We start from the raw sequence: 25,737 nt of genomic DNA, 5'->3' as shown, positions 1-25,737 counted from the left end.
GGCCGCACTGAACGCGGTCTTGTAGCCGAGGAATGGCACACGATGGACAGGGCTTCGGGTGGATCGAGGCCCCGGTCCGGAACGACCCTGGCGTACTTCCCCAACGCCAGGTGCGCGACCGGACCGGGACCCCGCTTCACCCGGCGAGACAACCCGACACAGCCTGCGACGCACGGCATTCGTATGTGCGTCGGTCGCAGTCACGGCAGGGGCAACCCCGGCACCGTGACGCATGGCGAGCCCGATCGGGGCAACCAGCGTCTGTGTCAGGGATTCGAGATGAGTGTGCGTGGCCGCAACGGGTCGGGCGTGCAGACAGCACGCGTCGGGAGGTGATTCGGTGAACGCGCCACACGACGGCGAACGTCGTTCCGGAGAATTCGGCCACGTGCCCGTCATGGCACGGCGGATCACCGAACTTCTCGCGCCGGCATTGACGGCTACCGGTGACGACCTCTCGGATGCCGAGCGTCCGGTGTTCGTCGATGCGACATTGGGAGCGGGCGGCCACAGCGAACTGATCCTCACCGAATTCGACGACGCACGCGTCATCGGCATCGACCGTGACGAGTCAGCGTTGAACATCGCGCGCGATCGCCTCGCTCGTTTCGGCGACCGGATCTCGTTTCACCAGTCTCGATTCGACGGCATCGACGACGTTCTCGCGGCCGCAGGCGTCGACCACATCGACGGTGCGCTCTTCGATCTCGGTGTGTCGTCGATGCAACTCGACCGCGCCGATCGCGGATTCGCCTACGCCGTCGACGCCCCGCTGGACATGCGGATGAATCCGGACGACGACCTGACCGCGGCGGACGTGCTCAACACGTATTCGCACGGCGACCTCGCGCGCGTGCTGTCGGAGTACGGCGAAGAACGCTTCGCGGGCAAGATTGCATCCGCCGTTCTGCGGGCCCGTGAGACCGAACCCTTCACCACGAGTGGGCGGCTCGTCGAATTGCTTTATGCCGCAATCCCTGCGGCCACACGTCGGACGGGTGGGCATCCCGCGAAACGCACGTTCCAGGCATTGCGGATCGAGGTGAACCACGAACTCGACGCCCTGCGCCTGGCGTTGCCTGCGGCACTCGATGCGCTATCGGTGGGTGGACGTGTGGTGGTGATGAGCTACCAGTCGCTCGAAGACCGAATCGTCAAGCGTGAGTTCGCGTCTCGCACCACCTCGACGTCGCCTCCCGGCCTTCCGGTCGAACTGCCCGGAACCGCACCGCAATTCAAGCTCATCACCCGAGGTGCCGAGCAGGCTGGCGAGGCCGAGCTCGCCGAGAATCCGAGGTCGGCCCCGGTCAGGGTCCGCGCCATCGAACGTGTTGAGAGGAATCGGTCATGACAGTGCTCGACGACCGCACCGTCGCCGACAGTGCAGGTGCTGGTACCGCAACGCCAACCCGTCGTCCACGCCGGGAGAATCTCGAATCGGAGCGAGCCAACCGCTCGCGGGCGGCGCAGCGCGCGCTCGACCGGCGTCGCAATCGCGTTGTGGCGCAGGGTTCTACGTCGACGCGCGGTGGCCTCGATTCGGGCGTACGACAGGGCTCGTTGTTCAGTCGTGCACGGTCGGTTCCGTTCGTGGTGCCCGTCCTCGCTCTGCTTGTCGTCGGTTTGGGGTTGAGCCTGTGGTTGTCGACGAAGGCTGCTCAGGATTCTTACCGACTCGGAATCGAGCGCAAGGCCAATCAGTCGCTCGTCGACCGCCGTGACAGTCTCAAGCGCAGCTACGAGTCGGGCGACTCTGCGCCCGAATTGTCCGACAAGGCAGCGAAATTGGGAATGATCCCGGTTCAGAATCCAGCCCGGATGGTGGTCGGCGCCAACGGCAAGCCCAAGGTGCTCGGCGATCCCGAACCCGCGTCCGGCAAGCCGATGGGGACGATCAACCCCGACGACAAGCCCGATCCCACCAGCAAGATCGACAAGAGCAAGGTCAGCGATTCGATGGGTCTCGGGGGCGCAGGCGCTTCGGACTCGAATGCCACTTCGTCTGCTGATACGAACTCCTCCGGCTCAACCAATTCGCCAGCGCCGAACCAGAATACGACTCCCGGGCAGAACACTGCGCCGACCCAGAACCAGAGTGCCAACGCTCCCGCACGCGCCGATGCTCCGGCGCCGGGAGCCGCTGCCGCGCCCAATCCGAATGTCGCGCCCACGGCTCAGACGAATGGCAACCCGCCGAGCGCAAATTCGGCGGGAGCCCGCTAGGGCGGTGGACAATTGACAACCATGACACGCGCCAGTTTTCAGCGGATCGGTGAGCGTTTCGACCCGCCCGCTGCGCAGTCCCGGTCAGGACGACGTCCCACTTCCGCGGGCGGATCGGGGAGTGGAGGATCGGGTACCGGGGGCCGCGGTGGAGGTCCGGGACGAGGTCCCCTCACCTTCGAATTCCGTAGTCACGCTGTGGGAGTCGTCATCCTCCTCGTGGTGTTGGCGGTGGCGATCCGGATGATCGTCGTGCACACCATCGAGGCGTCGTCGATCTCGGCAGAAGCGGCCCAACAACGTGAGTACACCCAGGTGCTGACGGCCAAGCGCGGAGCGATCCTCGACCGCAACGGACGTCCCCTCGCCTATACCGACGAGGCGCGGTCACTCACGTTCCTGCCCAAGGCAGTTCGCAAGTCGATCGAGGCCGAGCACAAAAAGAATCCGGAGTACCCCGACGTCGACAAGCGGCTCAAGGAGATCGCCGACGGCGTGTCGTCGGCGCTCGGTGGGTCGATCAGTTCCGGCGATCTGCACAAGAAGCTGACAAGCGATGACGGCTTCGTCTACCTTGCGCGGTCGGTCAGCCCCGAGGTCGCGGCACGGATCGTCGCCGACTATCCCGAGGTGGGTGCCGACCCGCAGGCGATCCGTCTCTATCCGGGTGGCTCGCTGGGAGCGAACGTCGTCGGCGACGTCAATTACGACGGGAACGGGCTGATCGGTCTCGAAGCGTCGATGGATTCGGTACTCGCCGGGACCGACGGCTCGAAGACCTATGACCGCGGCTCCGACGGCGCGGTGATCCCGGGAAGTACACGCAACGTGCACCCCGCGATCAACGGTGCAACGGTGAAACTGACGCTCGATTCGGACATCCAGTGGTTCGTGCAGAGCGAGGTCAACAAGGCCAAGCAGGCGTCGGGAGCGAAGTCGGCGTCGGCCGTCGTACTCGACGCCAAGACCGGCGAAGTACTCGCGATGGCCAACGACGGCACCTTCAACGCGTCCAAGCCGCTGTCGGAACAAACGAAGGCCGACCTCGGCAACCCGGCTGTCACCTCGCCGTTCGAGCCGGGTTCGGTGAACAAGATCGTCACCGCCTCGGCCGCCGTCGAATACGGGCTGACAACGCCGGGCGAGGTGTTGCAGGTGCCCGGCAGTATCAACATGGCCGGTGTCACCGTGAACGACGCGTGGTCGCACGGCGTCGAGCCGTACACCACGGCGGGAATCTTCAGTAAGTCATCCAACGTCGGAACCCTGATGCTGGCCAAGCGTGTCGGTGAACAACGATTCGCCGACATGGTCAAGCGTTTCGGGCTCGGGCAGCGGACCGGCGTCGGACTTCCGGCGGAGAGCGGTGGAGCGGTTCCCGCACTGAGTCAGTGGTCGGGTGGTTCGTTTGCCAATCTGCCCATCGGGCAGGGTCTTTCGATGTCGCTCCTGCAGATGACGGCGATGTATCAGGCGATCGCCAACGACGGGCTCCGCGTGCCACCGCGCATTCTCGAGTCCGAGCAGCACGACGGCGGGAACGTCGAAGATGCCGATCGGCCCGCCGGTATCCGAGTGGTCAGTCCGCAGACCGCGCACACGGTCCGCGATATGTTCCGCGGGGTCTTCCAGGAGGACCCGATGGGCGTGCAGTCGGGAACGGGCTACAAGGGTGCGGTTTCGGGCTATCAGATGTCGGGCAAGACGGGTACGGCCCAGCAGGTCGACCCGGCCTGCGGGTGCTACTCGAACTCGAGCTACAACATCACGTTCGCGGGCATTGCGCCCGCCGACAACCCACGCTTCGTGGTGGGCATCATGCTCGACAACCCCAAGCGGAGCTCCGACGGCAGCGGGGGACAGTCGGCGGCGCCGCTGTACGGAACGATCGCCTCGTGGATTTTGCAGCGTCAGCAAGTGCCGCTGTCTCCCACACCCACACCGTGGATCAAGCTCGAGGCGCGCTGATTTGCCGATGGGCGCGCCCTCACGAATTGCCCTGACGGTATCGTGAGTGCGTTCCGGAGAGTGGAGCATCCGCACACACCCGGGTTCGAGCCGCACCGGCGCGAACACGCGACACCGATACCACTGCTGAGGGAGGCGATCGCATCATGGCGTCGAATCGCCGGTCCGCAGGACTGAACAGACCAACTCACGTCGAGCCCACGGCCGTCTCCGTGCTCTCGACCGCCACCGGCGCACGCCTCGATCTGATCGGGACGGTGCCTGCCGACGCCGCCGTGTCCGGGGTGTCGTTGCGTGCGCAGGACATCGTCGCGGGCGACCTGTTCGCGGCGCTGCCGGGTGGCCGCACCCACGGCGCGCGGTTCGCAGCCGAGGCGCTCGAGCGGGGTGCGACGGCGATCCTCACCGACGCGGCTGGCCGCGCAGAACTCGGTCGGGTGCTTCCGCCCGACGCCGCGTGTGCGGTACTCGTGCACGCCGACCCCCGCTCGGTCCTCGGCGGGGTGAGCTCACGGATCTACGGCAACCCGTCGCAGCGCCTCAAGCTGATCGGCATCACCGGCACGTCCGGCAAGACGACGACGGCCTACATGGTCGAGGCCGCGATGATGGCTGCAGGCCACACCGTCGGATTGATCGGCACGGTCGAAACTCGCGTCGACGGTGTCGCTCAGGCGAGTTCGCTGACGACGCCCGAGGCGCCGACCCTGCAGGCACTGCTGGCCGCGATGCTCGAGCGCGGCGTCGACGTCGTGGTCATGGAGGTGTCGAGTCACGCGTTGGCACTCGGACGCGTCGACGGAGCCCACTTCTCGATCGGTGCGTTCACCAATCTGTCGCAGGACCACCTCGACTTCCACCCGACGATGCGCGACTACTTCGAGGCCAAGGCACGACTGTTCGCGGCGGGATCACACACGCGGGCGGTGCGTTCGGTGGTGTGCGTCGACGACGACTGGGGTCGACGCATGCTCGACGTCGCGCGGCGAGGTGAGGTCATAGCGCCGATCACGGTCTCGACGACCGACATTCCGGCCGAGTGGCATGCCGGACCGTCGACGATCGAGTCCGGCGGTGCACAACGCGTGGAGATCACCGACGCCGCAGGGATCGGCCACGATCTGACGCTTCGGCTGCCCGGCCGCTACAACGTCGCCAACGCGACGCTCGCGGTCGCGGTGGCGGTCGCAGCGGGTGTGCCCGTCACGACGGCGACGTCGGCGATCGCCGAGGTGTCGGTTCCCGGTCGGCTGCAGCGCATCGATCGTGGGCAGGACTTCCTCGCCATCGTCGACTACGCGCACAAGCCGGGAGCGCTCGAAGCGGTGCTGGCCACCCTCGACGAGCAGGCGCGTGGACGTGTCGCCGTCGTCATCGGCGCCGGTGGCGACAGAGACAGCGCCAAGCGTCCACTGATGGGCGAGGTGGCAGCGCGTCGCGCAGACTTCGTCGTGATCACCGACGACAATCCGCGGACCGAGGACCCTGCCGCGATCCGCGCCGCTGTACTAGCGGGTGCGCATGCGGTGCCCGACGACGAGCGTCGAGAAGGCGTCGAGATCAGGGAGATCGGCGACCGCCGTGCTGCGATCGAGACGGCTATTGCGTGGGCACGGCCCGGCGACATCGTGCTGGTGGCAGGTAAGGGCCACGAGGCAGGCCAGGAGATCGACGGCGTGAAGCATCCGTTCGACGACAGGAACGTCGTCGCCGAGGCGCTCGCGGGCGTCGTCGAGAAGACGTCGGGGGCCGCTCGATGAGTCCTGATGGTGGCCAAGAGGAACGACGGGTAGTCATCGTGCCTGCGGATGTGGAGACGGTGTCGCGTGCGATCCGCGACCTCGTCTCTCGCGCACGGGATTCGTCTGAGCGTGTGCGCACCTGGGCGATCATCGGCGACATGGACACACGCGATGGGCTCACCGAGAACGAGCGTGTCGTCGAACACGACAGGGTTGGCCGGCTCGCCGTGCGGCTCGCCGTCGACAAGACGCTGTGTGTCGGAGAGTCGCGCTCGGTCCGTGCATTGCATCAGGGAGCCGTGATGGAGGGTTCCTGGGGCGACGAGGCGAGGTTGGTCGAGACGGTCGACGACGCGGCCGCAACTCTCGACACCGACGAGTGGCGCCCGGCGCCCGACGACATGGTGCTCGTCGCAGGCGTCGATCCGGCATTGGCTGATCTGGCGGCGGGATCGAGTACATGAGCTGCGGGGCCTGGATGGGGCTGGGGGAGATGACGAGACAGGAACGAGGAGAGCGACGAGTGACGGTCGGGCGAACTGAGGGAGGGATGCTGCGGTGACCCAGATCCTCATTGCGGGTGCCATCGCCGTTGCGGTGTCGATCCTGCTCACTCCGGTGCTCATCCGCGTGTTCTCCCGTCAGGGATTCGGGCAGGAGATCCGCGTCGAGGGGCCGCAGAGTCACCAGACCAAGCGCGGCACCCCGTCGATGGGTGGCGTGGCCATTCTGATCGCGCTGTGGGCCGGCTACTTCGGAGCGCACATCGTCGGAGTGTTCACCCATGACGGGAACGGGCCGACGGCATCCGGGCTGCTCGTTCTCGGTCTCGCGACGGCACTCGGCGGCGTCGGATTCCTCGACGACTTCATCAAGATCCGCAAACACCGAAACCTGGGGCTCAACAAGACGGCCAAGTCGATCGGGCAGTTCCTCGCGGCCATTCTGTTCGGCGTGCTCGTCCTTGGCTTCCGCAACGACTCGGGCTACACGCCCGCGAGTCCGCATCTGTCCTACGTCCGCGACATCGACGCGATCTCGATGGTCTCGGTCGCGTTCGTGGTGTTCTGCTGGCTGGTCGTCGCGGCATGGTCGAACGCAGTCAACTTCACCGACGGTCTCGACGGTCTCGCTGCCGGGTCGATGGCGATGGTGCTGGGAACCTACGTGTTGGTGACGTTCTTCCAGTTCGTCAACGCCTGCTCGGGTGGCGCCAAGCCCGCCGCCGACATCCCTCGGGGCTGCTACCAGGTACGCGACCCGCTGGATCTCGCACTGATCGCGGTTGCCGGTGGCGGCGCGTGTCTCGGATTCCTCTGGTGGAACGCGGCACCGGCCAAGATCTTCATGGGCGACACCGGTTCGTTGGCTCTCGGCGGTCTGCTCGCGGGACTGTCGATCACCACCCGCACCGAGCTGCTCGCGGTGGTCATCGGCGCGCTGTTCGTCGCTGAGATCATGTCGGTCGTCATCCAGATCGCGTTCTTCCGGACGACGGGTCGTCGCGTGTTCCGCATGGCGCCGTTCCATCACCACTTCGAACTCGGTGGCTGGGCGGAGACCACGGTGATCATCAGATTCTGGCTGCTCACAGCCATCGCGTGTGCGCTCGGGCTCTCGCTGTTCTACGGCGAGTTCCTCACGGTCAACGGCTGAGCGCGATGACCTCACCGTCGGAGCTGCATCTGAGCGGCAGGCGCGTACTCGTCGCGGGCGCGGGCACAGCGGGGATGTCGGCGGCACGATTCCTCCTCGGCGTCGACGCCGAGGTCACGATCGCTGACGCGAGATTCGGGGGAGCCGAGACGACGAGCGTTGTCGGGACGGACGCCGCGCGTACCGCCGGTGCACGCCTCACCTCGATCGCCGATCTCCTCGCCGACGACTCCTGGCCTGCGGCGACCGACCTCGTCATCGCGTCGCCGGGATTCTCGCCGACCAATCCTTTGATGGTTGCCGCGGCCGAACACGAGATCCCCGTGTGGGGCGAGGTCGAGCTCGCGTGGCGGGTCGACCGTGCCGGACTGTTGGGCGCCCCGCGCACCTGGCTGGTCGTGACCGGAACCAACGGAAAGACCACAACGACGTCGATGTTGACCGACATCGTGATCGAGGGCGGTCGCGATGCCGCAGCGTGCGGCAACATCGGGTTGCCGGTGCTCGACGCGATGCAGACGCAACCGAGGGTTGACGTCCTGTGCGCCGAGCTGTCGTCGTTCCAGCTCCACTGGGCGCCGTCGATCACTCCCGACGCTGGTGTCGTGCTCAACATCGCCGACGATCACCTCGACTGGCACGGGTCGTTCGCCGCGTACGCGGCCGACAAGCAGATCGCGCTGCACGGCGACGTGGGTGTGGTCGGCCTCGACGACGCGGTCGCCGCAGACCTACCGGTGCCGGGACGGCGCGTGGGGTTCACCCTTGGCGAGCCCGCTCCGGGTGAACTCGGCGTCGTCGACGGCGAGCTGGTCGATCGGGCGTTCACGGCTGAGCAGGACGGCACGTCCGGAGGCACGCCTCTGATCGCCGCCACGGCGATTCACCCCCCGGGGCCGTCGGGAGTGTCCGACGCGCTGGCCGCCGCAGCGTTGGCGCTGGCGATCGGCGTCGCACCGTCGGCGATCGGTCGGGCGCTGAGCGCTTTTCGGCCCGCGGCGCATCGGGGCGAGGTCGTCGTGACGATCGACGGCATCGACTTCGTCGACGATTCGAAAGCCACCAATCCGCACGCGGCTGCGGCCGCGATCGGTGCGCACCGGAGCGTCGTGCTCATTGCGGGTGGCTTGTTGAAGGGCGCGTCGGTCGACGACATGATCACCGGCTCCGCGGATCGACTGGCCGGAGTTGTCGCGATCGGGCGAGATCGGGACATCATTGTCGACGCGATTTCGCGACACGCCCCAGAAGTCCCAACAGTCACAGTATTCACAAGAGACGATGGCGGTGTGATTGCACAGCGCGCCTTCGGATCAGAGACGGGTCCGGCGCCGAGCGGGGGACAACCCTCATTCGACGCCCCCGGGAACTCCGACGACCTCGCGACCGCGGTGATGAACCGTGCAGTCGCAGAGGCGTGGACGCTGGCCACGGCCGACGATCCGCGCCCCGACGCAGTGCTTCTGGCACCCGCGGCGGCGTCGCTGGACATGTTTCCCGGATACGGACGACGTGGTGATGCCTTCGCGGCCGCCGCGCGCTCGTTGCCGGGGAGCGCTCCCCGGGCGACGCAGCCGTGACGGCAACACGGGAAGCGGCGACACAAGAGGCTGCGACACAAGAGGCTGGGACACAAAAGGCTGGGTCGACCGACACGAAGAGCGTCGACGCCGAGAGCTCCAGTGCATCGACCTCGCGCGCCTCGTCGAAACGACGGACCGCGGCGAAGGCTCCCCGCTTGCGCGGTGATGCTGCCGCGATCCCCGCCACCATCGTCGAGGGGATCCGCAATCTCCTCAGCCGGCCGCTGGCGTCCTACCATCTGATCCTGACGATGGCCGCGCTGATGACGTCGTTCGGTCTGATCATGGTGCTCTCGGCGTCGTCGGTGGAGGGCTACTCCGCAGACGGGTCGGCCTACGGTTTGTTCGCCAATCAGGTCATCTTCGTGGTGCTCGGTGCGGTTGTCTTCTACCTCACGTTGCGCATGCCGGTGCGATTCTTTCGTCGCATGGCGGTCCCGCTGATCGCCGCCACGACGATCATGTTGGCGCTCGTCCTCGTGCCGGGAATCGGCACCCTCAGCCAGGGTGCGCGCCGCTGGTTCGACATCAACGGCCTCTCGGTGCAGCCGTCCGAGCTGGTCAAGGTCGCGCTCTGTGTCTGGGGCGCGCATCTGCTCGCGTCACGTCGACGCGACAACGCGTCGCTGCGCGAGCTGCTCGTGCCTCTCGTGCCGGTCGGCCTGCTGATCTGCCTGCTGATTATTCTCGAGCCCAACCTCTCGACGACGATCACCATCGCGATCATCGTCGGTGCTCTGCTCTGGTTCGCAGGGCTGCCGATCAAGGTGTTCGCGGCGTTCGTCATCACCGGTGTCGGCATCGCCGTCGTCCTGGCGCTCGTCGAGAGCTACCGGTCGCAGCGCGTGATGAGCTTCCTCGGTGGCATCGACGATCCGCAAGGTGCCGGCTACCAGGCGCGGCAGGCGACGTTCGCGTTGGCCAACGGCGGCGTCTTCGGAGTCGGACTCGGTCAGAGCCGCGCCAAGTGGAACTACCTGCCCAACGCGCACAACGACTTCATCTTCGCGATCATCGGCGAGGAACTCGGGTTGATCGGCGGACTGCTCGTCGTCTTCCTGTTCGTCGTGCTGGCGTTCACCGGCTTCCGTATCGCTCACCGCTGCACCGACCCGTTCCTGCGGCTGATGACGTCGACCATCACGGTCCTGATCACTGCGCAGGCCTTCATCAACATCGGATACGTCATCGGGCTGCTGCCGGTGACCGGAATCCAGTTGCCGCTGTTGTCGGCGGGCGGTACGTCGACGTTGACGGTGTTGGCGATGCTCGGCCTGTTGGCCAATGCCGCGCGTCATGAGCCCGAGGCCGTCGCCGCATTGACGACCGGCCAGCGCAGTCGCGTCAGCCGCTGGTTCCGCTTGCCGACGCCTGTTGCCTACAAGCCGACCCGGGCCGAGAGCGCGCGGAATCGTCTCGACACGCGTGATCGCCGCGCACCGGCCTCGTCCGGTGGACGACGTTCTGCGACACCCAATCGGGTACCCGCCTGGCGTCGCGCGATCGGCGTGCGCTTCTTCGGTGCGGCGCCGGAGCCGAGTCCACCCGTCGATCGACGCGGGGCACCTCGGTCGGGTCCGGTCCGTCTCGACTACCGTGTCGGGTATTCAGGCCGCCAACAGCGTCGGGACGACGCCCGTGGTCACGAGCGACAGAACCCATCGCGACGATCGTCAGAGTCCGCTCGTGCAAGCCAATCCGCCCGTCGCGCGACGGGCAGGGGAGTGCCGAGTTCGACGCGAACAGGGTCGTCGACGGGGGCGTCGCGGTCGGACTCGGGGCGCTATTCCGGTCACACCGGGCGAGCTGACAAGATGTCGGGTGGGTCGCGGTGGTCGGGCACCGGTCGCTGATCTCCCGAGGTGAGCAGAACAGATGTGAACGGAGTGCAGACCGTATGGGTCCGGACGAAACACGGGTCACGACAACCGACCACGGGGCTGCGGGAGGCAGTGACCGAAAGCTGTCGGTTGTGGTCGCCGGTGGCGGCACCGCCGGTCACATCGAACCGGCACTTGCGGTAGCGGATGCGGTGCACAGACTCGATCCCTCCGCACGGATCACCGCACTGGGCACCTCTCGTGGACTCGAGACGACGCTCGTTCCCGAACGCGGTTACGACCTCGCGCTGATCCCGCCCGTCCCGCTGCCACGTAAGCCCGGCGTCGAACTCGCGAAGACACCCGCGCGGTTGTTGCGCTCGGTGCTCGCAACCCGCAAGGTCCTCGCCGACGTGAAGGCCGACGTCGTCGTCGGATTCGGCGGATACGTCTCGATGCCCGCCTACCTCGCGGCCAGGGCACATTTGCGGCCGAGTCGACGTCTGCCGATCGTGATCCACGAAGCCAATGCCAGTGCCGGTGTCGCGAACAAGGTCGGCGCCCGCTTCGCCGACGTCGTGATGGCCGCGGTCGACGGCTCTGGACTCGACGGCGCCGAGGTGGTCGGTATCCCGGTGCGCGGCGTCATCGCTGACCTCGACCGCAAGGGTCTGCGCGCCAAGGCCCGCCACTACTTCGGCCTCGACGAGGACGCCCCGACCCTGCTCGTATTCGGCGGATCGCAGGGGGCGCAACGACTCAACGAGGCGGTCGCGGGTGCTGCTGACGCGTTGGGGCGCGCCGGGATCGGCGTGTTGCACGCGTATGGACCCAAGAACACGATCGATCCGGTGTCACCCGAGGGCGCTCCGCCGTATCGGGCCGTCGGATATCTCAAACGCATGGACCTCGCCTATGCGGCCGCCGATCTCGTGATGTGTCGGTCGGGCGCGATGACGGTTGCCGAGGTGTCGGCTACCGGGCTCCCCGCGATCTACGTGCCCCTTCCGCACGGCAACGGCGAACAGCGGCTCAACGCGCTGCCGGTCGTCGAAGCCGGTGGTGGGGTGCTGGTGGCCGATGACGAGGTCACCGCGGACTGGGTGGCCGCGGAGGTTCCCGCACTCCTCGGCGATCCGGAACGGCTCGCCGCGATGTCGGCGTCCGCGTTCGGGACGGGCCACGGCGACGCCGCGAATGCGGTGGCACGTGCGGCCCTCGACCTCGCTGCGTCGCATCGGCCCGGACGTCGGGCGCGCGCCGCGCAGCGCGTCGAGGCGGCAGAGGCCGACGCGAGCGCACCGGCCGCGACCGATGATCGAGCGTCGGATGCTCGCGATGAGGGCGCGCGCAAACCCGGTGATCCCGATGACGGGGCGGCGTTTCGTTCGACCGAATCGGCTCGCGAGCGGTGACAATCGACGATGTGACCCCCGCACACCCCGGATCCCCAGCACAGCCCGAGCCGGGAGCTGCCCCGCTGCCAGAAGAGCTCCGTAGAGTCCACATGGTCGGAATCGGTGGGGCCGGAATGTCGGGCCTGGCGCGCATTCTGCTGTCCCGAGGTGGTCAGGTGTCGGGATCGGATGCCAAGACCAGTCGCGGAATCATCGCGCTGCGTGCGCGTGGCGCCGAGATCACGATCGGTCACGACGCCGCTGCACTCGACGTGCTGCCCGGCGGTCCGACCGTCGTCGTCACGACGCACGCCGCAATACCCAAGACCAATCCGGAACTCGTCGCGGCACGCGAGCGTGGGATCCCGATCCTGTTACGGCCCCACGTCCTCGCGGGAGTGATGGCCGACCACCGCACGCTGCTCGTCGCCGGAACACACGGCAAGACGTCGACGACGTCGATGGCTGTCGTCGCACTGCAGCACGCAGGGCTCGATCCGTCATTCGCGATCGGCGGCGAGCTCAACGAGTCGGGTACCAACGCCCATCACGGTAGCGGCGACGTATTCGTCGCGGAGGCCGACGAGAGCGACGGGTCGCTCCTCGAGTACACCCCCGACATCGTGGTGATCACCAACATCGAAGTCGACCATCTGGACTTCTTCGGCAGCGTCGAAGCGTACGTCGCGGTGTTCGACGAGTTCACCGAGAAGATCCGGCCGGGCGGCACGCTCATCGTCTGCCTCGACGATCCGGGGACCGTGGCACTCGCGCAGCGACGTGCCTCCGAGCTGACCGCGCGCGGTGTCCGGGTGCTCGGGTACGGCACCGACGCCGACACGGTCTCCATCCCAGATGTCATCCCGGCGGCCACGCTGCTTTCGTGGGCGCCGCAGGGGAGTGGCGGGGTGGCCGATGTGAGGTTCACACAGCCGGTTGCCGACACCGCTATCGAGGTCCCGATCACTCTCACGACCCCGGGAATCCACATGGCGCGCAACAGCCTTGGCGCGATCCTCGGTGCGGTATGCGCGGGCGGCGAGCTGGCCGAGGTCGTCGCTGGAGTCGAGGCGTTCGGCGGTGTCCGACGTCGCTTCGAATACAAGGGCAGTGCGGCGGGCGTCTCGGTGTACGACGACTACGCCCACCACCCGACCGAGGTCGCCGCAGTGCTTGCCGCAGCACGGGGTGTCGTGGCCCGGGGAGTCGGCGACCACGCCCGCGATGCCGGCAACGGGCGGGTGATCGCCGTGTTCCAGCCCCACTTGTATTCGCGCACAGAAGAATTCGCGGAGGAGTTCGCCTCGGCTCTCGACGCCGCAGACGAAGTGATCGTCGCCGACGTCTACGGGGCACGTGAGGCACCGATTCCCGGTGTGAGCGGTCGGAGCATTACGGACAGACTGACCGGGAACCACCGGTTCGTCCCGGATCTCTCGACGCTTGCCGGGCTCGTCGCGTCGATCGCGCGGCCCGGCGACATCGTGCTGACCCTCGGCGCCGGAGACATCACCATGCAGGGACCCGAAATCCTTGCCGCACTTGACGACACCCGCGCGGCATCGCGGACCACCAGGGGAGGCGAGGGCACCTCGTGACCCGGTTCCTGCCGGAACGTCGAGGAGCGCGCATGCTGCTCGGGGTCGGTGCTGTCGTGATCGTCGTCGTGGGACTCGTTCTCGTCGCGTTCTTCACGCCGCTGATGTCGGTGCGCAGTACCACCATCGAGGGTGCCAAAGGTGTGCAGACCGGCGAGATTCTCCACGCCGCTGACGTCGCGTCGGGGACACCGCTGCTACGCGTGGACACCCGTGTCGTCGCGCAGCGGATCGCGGCGATCCCATCGATCGAGTCCGCGCGCGTCCAGCGTGAATACCCGTCGTCGCTGTTGATCACGGTTGTCGAGCGGCAACCGACCGCCAGGGTCGTCGACGGCGACAAAGTGCACGTCCTCGACCGCACCGGCGTCTCATACCTGACCTACGCCACCAGAGGGCTGCCCGGCGAGTACGCCGCACTTCCCGTGTTCACCACGCCCAACCCCGGACCATCGGACCCGACAACCGTCGCAGCCATGAAGGCAACCGCGGGACTACCCGACGACATCTCGGAGCAGGTGACGGCGATCGACGCATCCTCGCCCGTCGACATCAAGTTCACCCTCAAGGGCAACCGCAAGGTCGTCTGGGGCGATTCGGCCAGAGGCGACGAGAAGGCGCGGACCCTCGGATACCTGCTGCCGCGCAAGGCATCCGAATACAACGTGTCGAGTCCGGACTTCCCGGCTGTCAAATAGGCGGCGGCTTCGCCGCCGCATGCCCGGCGAGCTCTAGCACCGTGCCTTCCTCCTCATCGCATCGTCGCTACGCTCCTCGCTCTTCGTGGTGCAGGCACGGCGCGCTCGCCGGGCGTGCAGTTCGACGGGTGTGGGGTCGGTCGAGTGGTCGCGTCGTCGCTTTCGCTGATCGAGTCGATCCTTCGCTGATCGAGCTTGTCGAGATCACCCACCCACCCGACCGAGCCCGCCGCGAGCAGGTCGCGGCGTCGGTGGAGTGGTGAGCGGGCGCGGGAACGCGTCGGCGGAGTGGTGCGCCGTCGCGTTCTGGACGACGAGCGAGCGAGGAGCGCAGCGACGATGCGAGGGAGGAGGAAGAACGCGACTAGAGGCGCACCACTCCGCCGCGCCGATAAACACAGCGACGATGTGAGGGAGGAGGAAGAACGCGACTAGGGCGCACCACGCAGCCGCGCCAAAAAACACAGCGACACGCCGCGCCGCCTGCTGGCTCCTGGGCCAGTGGGTGCATAGCGTTCTCGGCAACAGACCACTTGACATAACTCTAAATCTATGGTTCAGGTTTAGGGTTTTGGATCGATAAGGAAGGCGAGCGCCATGACGCCACCGCACAACTACCTGGCCGTGATCAAGGTCGTCGGCATCGGCGGCGGCGGCGTGAACGCCGTCAACCGAATGATCGAGCAGGGCCTCAAGGGCGTGGAGTTCATCGCCATCAACACCGACGCGCAGGCGCTGTTGATGAGTGATGCCGACGTCAAGCTCGACGTGGGTCGTGATTCGACGCGCGGCCTCGGAGCAGGCGCCGACCCCGAGGTCGGCCGTCGGGCCGCCGAGGACGCACGCGATGAGATCGAAGAGCTCCTCAAGGGCGCCGACATGGTTTTCGTGACCGCGGGCGAGGGCGGCGGCACCGGCACCGGAGGTGCGCCGGTGGTCGCGTCGATCGCACGCAAGCTGGGTGCCCTGACCGTCGGTGTCGTCACCCGACCCTTCGGCTTCGAGGGCAAGCGTCGCGGAGGACAGGCAGAGGCCGGTATCACCGCCCTGCGCGAGTCCTGCGACACCCTCATCGTCATCCCCAACGACCGCCTTCTGCAGTTGGGCGATGCCCAGGTCAGCCTCATGGACGCCTTCCGCAGCGCCGACGAGGTACTCCTCAACGGCGTGCAGGGCATCACGGATCTGATCACTACCCCCGGCCTGATCAACGTCGACTTCGCCGACGTCAAAGGCGTCATGAGCGACGCAGGTTCGGCGCTCATGGGCATCGGGTCGTCGCGTGGTGAGGAGCGTGCACGCAAGGCGGCCGAGGCTGCGATCAACTCGCCGCTGCTCGAGTCGTCGATGGAGGGCGCGCGTGGTGTGCTGATGTCCATCGCCGGTGGTAGCGACCTGGGTCTCTTCGAGATCCACAACGCCGCGACGCAGGTGCAGGAAGCCGCACACGAGGACGCCAACATCATCTTCGGCACGGTCATCGACGACAACCTCGGCGACGAGGTGCGCGTCACGGTCATCGCGGCAGGATTCGACGGCGGTACCCCGCGCAAGCGCACCGACGCCCCCGCGGCCGTCGGCAAGACGGCCGTCGGAGCTGGCCAGGCGGGCACCGTGAACCCCGCGGAGAAGACCGACCCGCTCTTCGGGAAGATGCCGCAGGAGGGCGCTGGTGACCCGTTCGCCGATCGCCAGGCGTCGCCGCCCCGTCGCAACAGCGTCACGCTCGACGACGATGACGTCGACGTGCCGTCGTTCATGAAGCGCTGACGAACGTGAGCGGGCCGATCACGCCCCGGGTGCGTCGTGTGGTGACCACCCGGGACGGCGGTGTGTCGAAACCGCCCTACGACTCGTTCAATCTGGGCGATCATGTCGGCGACGACCCGGATGCCGTCGCGGCGAACAGGTCTCGGCTCGCGTCGCAGTTGGGTCTCGCCGCCGACCGCGTCGTCTGGATGGAACAGATTCACAGTCGCAACGTCACAGTGGTCGACGCTCCTGTCGGCCACGCCGTCGAGGCCACCGACGCGCTGGTGACGACGACGCCAGGGCTTGCGCTGGCGGTTCTCAGTGCCGACTGTGTGCCGGTTCTGTTGAGCGACGACGAGGCGGGTGTGATCGCCGGAGTACATGCCGGACGGGTGGGAGCGCGCATCGGGATCGTCCCGGAAACGCTGCGCGTGATGATTTCGTTGGGTGCGCGCCCCGAGCGGATCGGCGCATTTCTCGGACCTGCCGCGTGTGGACGCCAATACGAGGTTCCCGCTGCGATGCAGCGCGACGTCGAAGAGCATCTACCGGGCAGTGCCTGTTTGACCGACAAGCGCACCCCGGGACTCGATCTTCGGGCTGGATTGCGTCGGCAACTGCTTGCGCTGGGTGTCGCCGCGGTGGCAGAGGATCCGCGGTGCACGATCGAAGACGCGCACCTTTTCAGTCACCGACGCGGCGCGCCGACGGGCAGGCTCGCATCGGTCATCTGGATCGACCCGAGTCCCGAGTCGTGATGACTGCACACGACGATGAGCGCACGGCCCAACTGTCGGAGTCGCTGTCGGCTGTGCGCACACGTCTCGACGCCGCGGTCGATGCTGCTGGGCGACGACGAGGTGACGTGGAGTTGCTCGTCGTGACCAAGTTCTTCCCGGCCGAAGATGTCGCGCGATTGATCACGTTGGGCGAGAAGGACTTCGGCGAGTCGCGGGAGCCTGAGGCGAGCCGCAAAATCGACGAACTGCGCGCGGATGCGGGTGGCGATCTCGGCGACGTCGCATTCGACATGATCGGTTCGGTGCAGACCAAGAAGGCGCGCACCGTCGCCCGATGGGCACGTGCGGTGCATTCGGTCGACCGCGACAAACTCATCGATCATCTGGCGACAGCAAGTAGGTCCGCCCTCGACGACGGTGAGCGGGGCACGCCGCTGGGGATCTATCTCCAACTGAGCCTCGACGGCGATCCCACCAGGGGTGGAGCGCTTGAGGAAGAGCTTCCCGAGTTGGCCGACAGGGTCGAGGCGAGCGACTCGCTGGCGCTGCGCGGGCTGATGGTGATCGCGCCGCTCGACGGCGACGTCGACGAGTGGATGGCACGAACGGCGCAGGCGCACGAACGGTTTCGGACCCGGTTTCCCCAGGCGACCGGACTCTCGGCGGGTATGTCGTCGGATCTCGAAAGTGCCGTCGCACATGGATCGACATGCGTGCGTGTCGGTACCGCAATCATGGGTCCGCGGCCGTTAATCTCTCACTAGTCACATTGGTCACATGCGAACCAACGAGAACAAACTCCACACTGACAACACTCGCGAACCCGCCGCGGGTGTCGGATGACCAGAGAGGCCCCTCACATGACCACGATGCAGAAGTTCAAGGCATATTTCGGCATGGTGCCTCCGAGCGAGTACGAGGACGACTACTTCGACGAGCCCGGACCGGGTCCGGTGCGGTCGATGTCGCGTGAGCGCGTGTACCGCGACGACTACTACGGCGAGGCTCCGCTGCGTGACGGCTACGGGGATTCCTACGCAGACCCCGGCTACCGCGAGGCTGCCGACGCAGGCTACGACGAGCGACGATTCGGACCAGGCTTCGATTCGGCACCCGGCTACGAGCAGGGGTACCAGGGCGACTACACCTACGCGGGTCCGCGACACTCCGAGCCGGTCGAGCGTCCCCGCCCGGTCTCGCGCCTCGAGCCGCTGCAGCGGTCGAGTGCGGCCCCGCACCGCGCCGCAGCGGTGTCGGCCTCTGCGAGTCCCGATCTCGAGCAGGTCTTCGCCGACGGTCCGCTGCACAAGATCACGACGCTGCGCCCCGCCGACTACAGCGAAGCACGCACGATCGGCGAGCGGTTCCGTGACGGCAACCCGGTCATCATGGATCTCGTCGACATGAGCAACGACGACGCGAAGCGCCTCGTCGACTTCGCGGCCGGTCTCGCCTTCGCGCTGCGTGGCTCGTTCGACAAAGTCGCCACGAAGGTGTTTCTCCTCTCACCGGCCGACATCGACGTCTCTGCGGAGGATCGCAAGAAGATCGCCGCGACAGGCTTCTACAACCACGGCTGACATCGACGTATTCGGCGGGCGAATCGCACTCGGTTCGCCCGCCGATGCTCGTTCGGCCCCCACATCTGCTCGCGCGCACCAGGTCAGCGGTACCTGGGGTGCAGCGCGCCCGACATATCAGGCACTCTTGACTCGTGGCGATACTGTTCGAAGTCCTCTACATCGTGCTGTTCATCTACTGGCTGCTCCTGCTTGCACGCCTCGTCATCGAATTGGTGCGCACCTTCGCGCGTGAATGGCGACCGAGGGGTATTGCAGTTGTGATCATCGAGGCGGTATTCACTGTCACCGACCCGCCGATCAAGGCGCTTAGGCGCATACTGCCTCCGATTCCGCTCGGTCCGGTTCGGCTCGATCTCTCGCTGATGATCGTGATGATCGTCGTACTCATCCTCATGTCGGTCATGCGAGGGCTGGCCAACAATGCAGCGGCCTCGGCGCTGGCGAGCGCACTCCTCTGACCAGCTGATCGGAGCTCGGGCGCTCGGTGAACGTCGGTTGAACACGATCCGACGTCATGATCCGACTGCCGCTCGTCGAGCCGATGTTCTACCGTTGAGTGTCATCATCGAGTGACTGTTGCATTGCAGGACGGCATCGAACATATGCGACAAGCGGTTCAGATGTGACAGGATGAGACGCCAGTTACGGATTTTGACTGGTATGAATATTGAGTGACAGTCTGTACACATAGGCTGTGACGTATCCGCCCAACTGAAGACCAAGCTCGGACGACACCAAGCTCGAGCCGACCCAACGCTCTAACGACAATGAGGGGAACCGACATGCGGCTGACACCAGCTGATGTGCACAACGTCGCGTTCAGCAAACCGCCGATCGGTAAGCGCGGCTACAACGAGGACGAGGTCGATCAGTTCCTCGACTTCGTCGAAGCCGAGCTCGCTCGCCTGATCGAAGAGAACAGCGACCTCAAGCAGCGCGTCGAAGAGCTCGAGGGTGAGCTCGCCGACGCCAAGTCCGGCAGTGGGACCGCCGACGCATCCTCGTCGTCCGACTCGACACCGACGACCGATGATTCGACACAGGTGTCCGACGACGACTCGAACATCCGAGCTGCTCGGGTTCTCGCTCTCGCGCAGGACACCGCCGATCGCCTGACGGGTTCGGCTCGCCAGGAAGCCGACACGTTGCTCGCGGATGCCCGTTCGCGCGCGGACGCCATGGTGTCCGAGGCGCAGACGAAGTCCGACGCTCTGCTGAACGATTCGCGTCAGCGGGCCGAAGCAATCCTCGCCGACTCGCAGACGAGGTCGGAGGCTCAGCTGCGTCAGGCGCAGGAACGTGCCGACGCGCTGCAGAGCGACGCCGAGCGTAAGCACAGCGAGATCATGGGCACCATCAACCAGCAGCGCGGCGTCCTCGAGGGACGTATCGAGCAGCTCAAGACGTTCGAGCGTGAGTACCGCACACGCCTCAAGACCTATCTCGAGTCCCAGCTCGAAGAGCTACAGCAGCGCGGCAGTGCCGCGCCTGTCGAGAACGGGCGCTCCGATCAGTCCTTCTCGTCGGATCCCGGTAACGGCGGCTTCAGCAGCTACTCGCAGAGCTGATCGGTGCCGGCGGACGGTCATTAGGCAGATGACGTGCTGAGTCTGGCGCTCGCGGCCACCCTCGTGGGCTTCGTGCTGCTCATCGTCGGGTTGATCACCGGCTCGGTGTGGCTGGCGGTGGCGTGCATCGTCGTCTGCCTCATCGGCCTGGCGTTCCTGATCGTCGACATCATCGGTTCCGGCCGAAAAGATGACCAGGTCGGCAATGATGACCAGGTCGGCAGTGATGATCAGGTCGACGAGTCCGACACAGGGGAGCGTCCCGAGGGACGTCGCTCCCGTAGCGTCGCCGCCGAGAGTGATCTCTCCGACGACGATCCCCCCGACGGTGGTAATGTGTTCGACGGCGGCTCGGGCATTTCCGGTCCGTCTCCCGCTGCACGACGCGAGTCCCCTCCGCAATCGTCGTGGCAGGGTGTGATCCAACCCGGCGGGCGGTCGGGTTCATCCGCCGACGCGGCGTCGAATCCGGATTCCGGCGAGAATCCAGGGACGAATGCATTCGGCACGGGAGAGGCTGCCCAGTCCTCGCGTGAAGGCAATTACGACGACTATCTGCGCGCTGTCGGGGGCGATCCCGCAACCGGCGGATTCCGCAGGCCGTCGACGCCTGACGAGCAGGCGCCGCCCCAGCAGGGGCGCCCTGATCAGCGTCCGCCGGCGCAGGGATACCAGCAGCCCCCGCGGCAAGCGCCTCCCGCGCAGATGCCAACGCAGGGCCCCCCACCGCAGGGTCCGGCCGCGCCGGGGTACCCGCAGCAGCCGTATCCCCGGGGCCCATATCCCCAGGGGCGCGAGCCCTACGGCCAGCAGAGGCCGGGTGGCGACCAGCAGCGTCCCGGCGCGGCGCCCCGACAGCCAGAGCGCGAGCAGCCGCCAGGCATACAGCAACCGCCGTCCGACGACGGCAAACCTTCTGATCGACCCTGGGAGCAACCCGAGCGTGAGCAGGGGAGCGGAACCGGGCGTTTCGATCCTCTCGATCCCAACTGGCGTCCGCCGTTCGACTGATCCCGACCGATCCATCCCTGGCGACCCCCTGCGGCATCAACAGGGCGACGACACCCAGGGCATCGACGACGGTCGATTCGTGGCCGGGTAGCCGCGGTCGCTACACTGGAAGCGCAATGATCCGGCCATCACCGGGGAGCACCCGGAAGAACGGATTCTCGTCACGCACCGCGTGAGTCGGTGGGCGTCCCAGTAGAACCGGGCGGGAGTGGCCCGTCATAGCCGCAGGCCCATTCGGTTGGGAGTGTTGGAGCGCTCCGGGTGTGTGAGCACCCGGCGTTATTCGCCTGCCGATCCGAGAGGGCCATGAGCGGCATCGGAGCAGTCCGATGCAAGCGGGGTGGTACCGCGCACGCGTCGTGCGTCCCCGTGCCAAGAGCACATGCACACGTCCTAGTGGACGTGCGAGCCAGGCACGAGGAGTCAGCGTGAGCGAGCAGTCAGAATCGGCAACACGTGTGTACCCGGTCGTCGACATGACCGGTGGCGTACGTAGTGGTGCGCCATCTTTCCCCGACGTCGAGCTCAACGTTCTCGACTATTGGAAGAACGACGACACGTTCGCCGCATCCATCGCCAATCGAGCCGACGCTCCGGAGTTCGTGTTCTACGACGGGCCTCCGTTCGCCAACGGCCTCCCCCACTACGGTCACCTGCTGACCGGTTACGTCAAGGATCTGGTACCGCGGTACCAGACGATGCGCGGCAAGAAGGTCGAGCGTCGATTCGGCTGGGACACCCACGGACTGCCCGCAGAACTCGAGGCCGAACGTCAACTCGGGATCACCGATAAGTCGGAGATCGAGAAGATGGGCGTCGAGAAGTTCAACGACTTCTGTCGCGACTCCGTGCTGCGCTACACCGGTGAGTGGCGTGACTACGTCACCCGTCAGGCTCGTTGGGTCGACTTCGACAACGATTACAAGACCCTCGACATCGACTTCATGGAGTCGGTGATGTGGGCATTCAAGCGGCTCTGGGACAAGGGCCTCATCTATCAGGGCTATCGCGTGCTGCCGTACTCCTGGTACGAGCAGACACCCCTGAGCAACCAGGAATCGAAGCTCGACGACGCGTACCGCATGCGCCAGGACCCCGCTCTCACCGTGAGCATGCCGCTGGTCGTCGACTCCGACGGTCCGCTGGCGGCGCTGGACGGGGTCAATGCGTTGATCTGGACCACGACGCCCTGGACTCTGCCGTCGAACCTCGCGATCGCCGTCAATCCCGATGTCTCCTATGTGCATGTGCGTGCGGCGGACGGGCGCGAGTACCTCCTCGCCGAGCCGCTGCTCGGCAGCTACGCGAAGGAGATCGTCGACCCCGAGGTGCTGGGCACGTATCAGGGGCGCGACCTGGAGGGGCTGGCGTACACACCGCCGTTCGACTTCTTCGTCGGGCACCCCAACGCTCACCGCATACTGCTCGGCGATTACGTGACCACCGACAGCGGTACCGGAATCGTCCATCTCGCACCGGCTTTCGGTGAGGAGGACATGGAGCTCTCGACGGCCAACGGCATCGAGGTCGTGCAACCACTCGACGCAGGTGGCCGATTCACCTCGCAGGTGCCGCCGTATGAGGGCCTCATGGTGTTCGACGCCAACGCGCCGATCATCAAGGACCTCAAGGCCGGTGGGTCGCGCGTCCTCGCCGGATCGGACGGGCACCAGGGGCGTGTGGTGCGGCACGAGACCATCGAGCACTCCTACCCGCACTCGTGGCGGTCGGGAAAGCCGTTGATCTACATGGCCGTTCCGTCGTGGTTCGTCGCGGTCGACCCGATCAAGGACCGCATGATCGAGCTGAACAAGCAGATCACCTGGTCGCCGGCACACATCCGCGACGGGCAGTTCGGCAAGTGGCTCGAGGGTGCACGCGACTGGAACATCAGCCGCAACCGCTACTGGGGCGCGCCGATCCCGGTGTGGATCTCCGACGACCCGGAGTACCCGCGTACCGACGTGTACGGCTCGCTCGACGAGCTCGAGCGCGACTTCGGCGTGCGCCCGAACAACCTGCATCGTCCCTACATCGACGATCTGACGCGGCCCAATCCCGATGACCCGACCGGGAATTCGACGATGCGCCGCGTTCCCGAGGTTCTCGACTGCTGGTTCGAGTCGGGCTCGATGCCGTACGCCCAGGTGCATTACCCGTTCGAGAATTCGGAATGGTTCGACGGGGCGAGTGACGGTTCGGAGCCTGCGCACAATCCGGGCGACTTCATCGTCGAGTACAACGGCCAGACGCGTGGATGGTTCTACAACCTGCACGTGCTCGCGACTGCGCTCTTCGATCGTCCGGCATTCAGAACCGTTGCGGCGCACGGCATCGTGCTCGGCGACGACGGCCAGAAGATGTCGAAGTCCAAGCGTAACTATCCCGACGTCAACGAGGTGTTCGACCGCGACGGCAGCGATGCGATGCGGTGGTTCCTGATGGCGTCGCCGATCCTGCGTGGCGGCAACCTGGTGGTGACGGAGAAGGGAATCCGCGAGGGCGTACGCCAGGCGTTGCTCCCGCTGTGGAATGCCTACAGCTTCCTGCAGCTCTACGCCGACCGGCCCGCCACGTGGCGCACCGACTCGTCGAACGTGCTCGACCGGTACATCCTGGCCAAGCTCGCCGTCACGCGTGACGCGATGACCGAGGCCCTCGACGTTTACGACGTCTCCGGCGCGTGTGATGCGTTCCGCGAGTTCGTCGAGTCACTCACCAACTGGTATGTGCGTCGATCGCGGGCGCGTTTCTGGGCGGGCCAGGATGAGGACCCGGAGGCGTTCGACACCCTGTACACGGTGCTTGAGGTTGCGAGTCGCCTTGCGGCGCCGCTGCTTCCGCTGGCGACCGAAGCCATCTGGCGTGGGCTGACGGGCGAGCGTTCGGTGCATCTGACCGACTGGCCGACGAGTGACGAACTTCCCGCCGACGCCGACCTCGTCGCTGCGATGGACGACGTGCAGGCGGTGTGCTCGACGGCGTCGAGCGTGCGCAAGGCCAACAAGCTCCGTGTGCGACTTCCGTTGCCGCAGTTGACCGTCGCGTCGCCCAACGCCAATCGTCTCGCGCCCTACACCGATCTGATCGCCGACGAGATGAACGTCAAGTCGGTCGAATTGTCCACTGAGGCAGATCGATACGGTCACTACGAGCTCGCGGTCAACGCGCGCGCCGCAGGACCACGCCTTGGCAAAGATGTACAGCGCGTCATCAAGGCGGTCAAAGCGGGGAACTGGAGCGTGCGGACCGCCGACGACGGTACCGAGATCGTGTCGGCCGACGGCATCGACCTGGAGCCGGGCGAGTACAGCAGGAAACTCGTTGCGGAGGAACCGGATTCGACGGCCGAACTCCCCGGCGGGGGCGGACTCGTCGTCCTGGATACGAACGTCACCGAAGACCTAGAGTCGGAGGGTTGGGCGAAGGACCGCGTGCGTGAACTCCAGGAGGCACGTCGCGGTCTTGGGCTCGACGTGTCGGATCGCATCGAGGTGCGCTTCGTGGTGCCCGAGCCGCGACTCGAGTGGGCTCGACGCCACGCCGACATGATCGCCGGTGAGGTGCTCGCGACGTCGTTCGTAGTCGAATCGGCAGACGACTCCGGTGCGGGAGCGATCGAACTCGGCGACGGGGTGACGGCGGACGTCAAAAAGCGAGCTGAGTAGCCCGCCGATCAACATTGGTCGTCGAAGAGCAGTGACAGGACGGCGTCGACCTGCGTGGTGAACAGCGCGTCGGGATGTGTGAAGGTGTCGGCGCCGTACTGTCCGAAGACCTCGAGGCTGATCCCGCCGATGATGGTTGCCCATAGGGTGGTCGCCGCGGCGACCACCTCTGCGGGCATGTCGACGCCGAACTCGTCGAGGATCTGGCGCATGTCGGCGGCGACCGCCGGCGAGATCGATGGCAGCTGCGCGCGCAGTGCGCCATCGCGGTGGGCTGCCGCCAACTCGACGACGAGTCGGCCGACCACGCGCGTTCCGGGGACCGTCGTACGCTCGGCCGGTGCCGAGTACCCGGGCACCGGACTGCCGTACAGCAGCGCCCATCGCGCGGGATCGGTGAGTGCCCAGGCGCGCATCGCAACGGCCATGCGCCGCAAGCGCTTCCGCGAGTCGCTGACGCCGTCCGGGCTGTCAGCGTCAGCGGCGGCGTCGACGGTGTCGGCGACGTCGTTGTAGCCCTCCACCAGAAGCAGGGTCAACAAGTCGTCGCGGCTGGGTACGTAGCGGTAGACGGCCGACGAGACGACGCCGAGGTCGCGAGCGATCGCCCGTAGCGAAAGCCCGGCAGCGCCCTGCGTGCGCAGGTGCTCGCGGCCGAGCCGCAGGATCTCGGCCTCCATCGCCGCGCGATTGTCAGCGCGCGTCTTTCCCGTTGCCATGAGGCCAGTCT

General features: G+C 66.5%; 21 protein-coding genes. 20 read left to right on the top strand and 1 reads right to left on the bottom strand.

Annotated features, from left to right (window positions below):
* The 20 genes from A5766_RS24815 to ileS all read left to right on the top strand — a co-directional run.
* Positions 1–336, top strand: a 336-nt coding sequence (locus A5766_RS24815) for a hypothetical protein (RefSeq protein WP_231894503.1), incomplete at its 5' end; no start/stop codon positions are given.
* 4 nt (positions 337–340) lie between these two features.
* Positions 341–1,351 carry a 16S rRNA (cytosine(1402)-N(4))-methyltransferase RsmH gene (gene rsmH, locus A5766_RS00825; protein WP_064861290.1) on the top strand — a complete coding sequence of 337 codons (1,011 nt, stop codon included), beginning with the start codon at positions 341–343 and terminating at the stop codon, positions 1,349–1,351.
* A complete protein-coding gene (locus A5766_RS00820; protein ID WP_064861289.1) occupies positions 1,348–2,223 on the top strand; it encodes a hypothetical protein in 876 nt (291 codons plus the stop codon). Before rsmH ends, A5766_RS00820 begins: the two co-directional genes overlap by 4 nt.
* Before the next feature lie 21 nt (positions 2,224–2,244).
* The gene (locus A5766_RS00815; protein ID WP_064903065.1) at positions 2,245–4,191 is read left to right on the top strand and encodes a peptidoglycan D,D-transpeptidase FtsI family protein; all 1,947 of its coding nucleotides are present in this window, start codon (positions 2,245–2,247) and stop codon (positions 4,189–4,191) included.
* Between the two features lie 146 nt (positions 4,192–4,337).
* On the top strand, positions 4,338–5,951 hold the full coding sequence (locus A5766_RS00810; RefSeq protein ID WP_064903063.1) for a UDP-N-acetylmuramoyl-L-alanyl-D-glutamate--2,6-diaminopimelate ligase: 1,614 nt from the start codon (positions 4,338–4,340) through the stop codon (positions 5,949–5,951).
* Positions 5,948–6,397: a hypothetical protein gene (locus A5766_RS00805; RefSeq protein WP_039855444.1), complete on the top strand. Its 450-nt coding sequence runs from the start codon at positions 5,948–5,950 to the stop codon at positions 6,395–6,397. The genes A5766_RS00810 and A5766_RS00805 overlap by 4 nt, the downstream gene beginning before the upstream one ends.
* Positions 6,398–6,491: 94 nt before the next feature.
* Complete coding sequence (gene mraY / locus A5766_RS00800; protein ID WP_005205603.1) at positions 6,492–7,589, top strand: phospho-N-acetylmuramoyl-pentapeptide-transferase; 1,098 nt, start codon at positions 6,492–6,494, stop codon at positions 7,587–7,589.
* A gap of 5 nt (positions 7,590–7,594) precedes the next feature.
* Positions 7,595–9,169 (top strand): UDP-N-acetylmuramoyl-L-alanine--D-glutamate ligase, encoded by a 1,575-nt coding sequence (murD, locus tag A5766_RS00795; RefSeq protein ID WP_005205605.1) that lies wholly within the window; start codon positions 7,595–7,597, stop codon positions 9,167–9,169.
* Complete coding sequence (ftsW, locus tag A5766_RS00790; protein ID WP_064863591.1) at positions 9,166–11,025, top strand: putative lipid II flippase FtsW; 1,860 nt, start codon at positions 9,166–9,168, stop codon at positions 11,023–11,025. Before murD ends, ftsW begins: the two co-directional genes overlap by 4 nt.
* 44 nt (positions 11,026–11,069) lie before the next feature.
* A complete protein-coding gene (gene murG, locus A5766_RS00785; protein WP_005205609.1) occupies positions 11,070–12,407 on the top strand; it encodes an undecaprenyldiphospho-muramoylpentapeptide beta-N-acetylglucosaminyltransferase in 1,338 nt (445 codons plus the stop codon).
* A 92-nt stretch (positions 12,408–12,499) separates the two neighbouring features.
* A complete protein-coding gene (gene murC, locus A5766_RS00780; RefSeq protein ID WP_231894505.1) occupies positions 12,500–13,987 on the top strand; it encodes a UDP-N-acetylmuramate--L-alanine ligase in 1,488 nt (495 codons plus the stop codon).
* 32 nt (positions 13,988–14,019) lie between these two features.
* Positions 14,020–14,685 (top strand): cell division protein FtsQ/DivIB, encoded by a 666-nt coding sequence (locus A5766_RS00775; protein ID WP_197494584.1) that lies wholly within the window; start codon positions 14,020–14,022, stop codon positions 14,683–14,685.
* Between the two features lie 597 nt (positions 14,686–15,282).
* On the top strand, positions 15,283–16,455 hold the full coding sequence (gene ftsZ / locus A5766_RS00770; RefSeq protein ID WP_005205614.1) for a cell division protein FtsZ: 1,173 nt from the start codon (positions 15,283–15,285) through the stop codon (positions 16,453–16,455).
* A gap of 29 nt (positions 16,456–16,484) precedes the next feature.
* Positions 16,485–17,195, top strand: a complete 711-nt coding sequence (gene pgeF, locus A5766_RS00765) for a peptidoglycan editing factor PgeF (RefSeq protein ID WP_197494586.1) — start codon at positions 16,485–16,487, stop codon at positions 17,193–17,195.
* Positions 17,195–17,941: a YggS family pyridoxal phosphate-dependent enzyme gene (locus A5766_RS00760; protein ID WP_064863588.1), complete on the top strand. Its 747-nt coding sequence runs from the start codon at positions 17,195–17,197 to the stop codon at positions 17,939–17,941. Before pgeF ends, A5766_RS00760 begins: the two co-directional genes overlap by 1 nt.
* 96 nt (positions 17,942–18,037) lie before the next feature.
* Positions 18,038–18,757, top strand: a complete 720-nt coding sequence (locus tag A5766_RS00755; RefSeq protein WP_064863587.1) for a cell division protein SepF — start codon at positions 18,038–18,040, stop codon at positions 18,755–18,757.
* A 134-nt stretch (positions 18,758–18,891) separates the two neighbouring features.
* Positions 18,892–19,218 (top strand): YggT family protein, encoded by a 327-nt coding sequence (locus tag A5766_RS00750; RefSeq protein WP_064863586.1) that lies wholly within the window; start codon positions 18,892–18,894, stop codon positions 19,216–19,218.
* Positions 19,219–19,542: 324 nt separating this feature from the next.
* Positions 19,543–20,328, top strand: coding sequence for a DivIVA-like cell division protein Wag31 (gene wag31, locus A5766_RS00745; RefSeq protein WP_064863600.1), 786 nt, complete (start codon positions 19,543–19,545; stop codon positions 20,326–20,328).
* A gap of 33 nt (positions 20,329–20,361) precedes the next feature.
* Positions 20,362–21,339 carry a hypothetical protein gene (locus A5766_RS00740; RefSeq protein ID WP_064863585.1) on the top strand — a complete coding sequence of 326 codons (978 nt, stop codon included), beginning with the start codon at positions 20,362–20,364 and terminating at the stop codon, positions 21,337–21,339.
* A gap of 476 nt (positions 21,340–21,815) precedes the next feature.
* Positions 21,816–25,007: an isoleucine--tRNA ligase gene (ileS, locus tag A5766_RS00735; RefSeq protein ID WP_156527329.1), complete on the top strand. Its 3,192-nt coding sequence runs from the start codon at positions 21,816–21,818 to the stop codon at positions 25,005–25,007.
* Positions 25,008–25,015: 8 nt separating this feature from the next.
* On the opposite strand, the gene A5766_RS00730 is transcribed toward ileS, so the two are convergent.
* The gene (locus A5766_RS00730) at positions 25,016–25,726 is read right to left on the bottom strand and encodes a TetR/AcrR family transcriptional regulator (protein ID WP_064863599.1); all 711 of its coding nucleotides are present in this window, start codon (positions 25,724–25,726) and stop codon (positions 25,016–25,018) included.
* Positions 25,727–25,737: the final 11 nt, after the last annotated feature.

The organism is Gordonia sp. 852002-51296_SCH5728562-b, assembly GCF_001665475.1.
GTDB lineage: Bacteria > Actinomycetota > Actinomycetes > Mycobacteriales > Mycobacteriaceae > Gordonia > Gordonia sputi.
This window is presented reverse-complemented; position numbering and strand designations above follow the sequence as displayed.

Bases quoted from the DNA above. Each gene is read 5' to 3' on its own strand.
- A5766_RS00820 (WP_064861289.1), top strand. From the start codon at position 1,348: ATGACAGTGCTCGACGACCGCACCGTCGCCGACAGTGCAGGTGCTGGT.
- A5766_RS00815 (WP_064903065.1), top strand. From the start codon at position 2,245: ATGACACGCGCCAGTTTTCAGCGGATCGGTGAGCGTTTCGACCCGCCC.
- A5766_RS00810 (WP_064903063.1), top strand. From the start codon at position 4,338: ATGGCGTCGAATCGCCGGTCCGCAGGACTGAACAGACCAACTCACGTC.
- A5766_RS00805 (WP_039855444.1), top strand. From the start codon at position 5,948: ATGAGTCCTGATGGTGGCCAAGAGGAACGACGGGTAGTCATCGTGCCT.
- murD (WP_005205605.1), top strand. From the start codon at position 7,595: ATGACCTCACCGTCGGAGCTGCATCTGAGCGGCAGGCGCGTACTCGTC.
- murG (WP_005205609.1), top strand. From the start codon at position 11,070: ATGGGTCCGGACGAAACACGGGTCACGACAACCGACCACGGGGCTGCG.
- murC (WP_231894505.1), top strand. From the start codon at position 12,500: ATGGTCGGAATCGGTGGGGCCGGAATGTCGGGCCTGGCGCGCATTCTG.
- A5766_RS00775 (WP_197494584.1), top strand. From the start codon at position 14,020: ATGCTGCTCGGGGTCGGTGCTGTCGTGATCGTCGTCGTGGGACTCGTT.
- ftsZ (WP_005205614.1), top strand. From the start codon at position 15,283: ATGACGCCACCGCACAACTACCTGGCCGTGATCAAGGTCGTCGGCATC.
- A5766_RS00760 (WP_064863588.1), top strand. From the start codon at position 17,195: ATGACTGCACACGACGATGAGCGCACGGCCCAACTGTCGGAGTCGCTG.
- A5766_RS00755 (WP_064863587.1), top strand. From the start codon at position 18,038: ATGACCACGATGCAGAAGTTCAAGGCATATTTCGGCATGGTGCCTCCG.
- wag31 (WP_064863600.1), top strand. From the start codon at position 19,543: ATGCGGCTGACACCAGCTGATGTGCACAACGTCGCGTTCAGCAAACCG.
- ileS (WP_156527329.1), top strand. From the start codon at position 21,816: ATGACCGGTGGCGTACGTAGTGGTGCGCCATCTTTCCCCGACGTCGAG.
- A5766_RS00730 (WP_064863599.1), bottom strand. From the start codon at position 25,726: ATGGCAACGGGAAAGACGCGCGCTGACAATCGCGCGGCGATGGAGGCC.